The 469-nt window shown below is 42.6% G+C and carries 1 protein-coding gene; it reads left to right on the top strand.

The genetic code is table 11. The features are described from left to right. Positions 1 to 409, top strand: a 409-nt coding sequence (locus tag LJE09_RS17470; RefSeq protein ID WP_227311616.1) for a hypothetical protein, incomplete at its 5' end; no start/stop codon positions are given. Between the last annotated feature and the right edge of the window lie 60 nt (positions 410 to 469).

The raw sequence follows: 469 nt of genomic DNA, 5'->3' as shown, positions 1-469 counted from the left end.
AAAAAGAAAGCTGCGCCACAGCCTTGGCAAGCCATCGCGCAGCGATTTTGTTCAATTTGAATTTGTGGAGGTGATCTACATGGCAAAACACGAGTTTGGAATTATGATGGATGCTCCTCAGCAGGGCAAGCGATATGACGAGTATGAGCCGTGGAAATATGCCTGTATTTCTGTTGATGACGCCTATTTGGAAGGCGTTGTCGAAAGGCTTACATCCATTGACTTCTATTGGCATACACTTTCCGTCAAAGGCAAAGGGCTTGCATACTGTGGTGTTACACTTGTTCCACCTTGTTCGCTAAAGGCATTTATTGATGTCATTGCAGATAATTCTGAACTATCCGAACTGAAAAAGCTGTTAGAAAAGGCATTAAGCAATAACAAGTGGGTAATTCATTACGGACTCTGATAGAGACAAATCGTTAAGGAAAGAATCGAAGGTGGTGCAAACGAAAAAGCAGTATGGAGA

It is taken from the genome of Blautia sp. DFI.3.45, from assembly GCF_020593505.1.
Lineage (GTDB): Bacteria > Bacillota > Clostridia > Lachnospirales > Lachnospiraceae > Blautia_A > Blautia_A wexlerae.
Note: the sequence above shows the minus strand (reverse complement) of the source record. Positions and strands in the feature narration are given on the sequence as shown.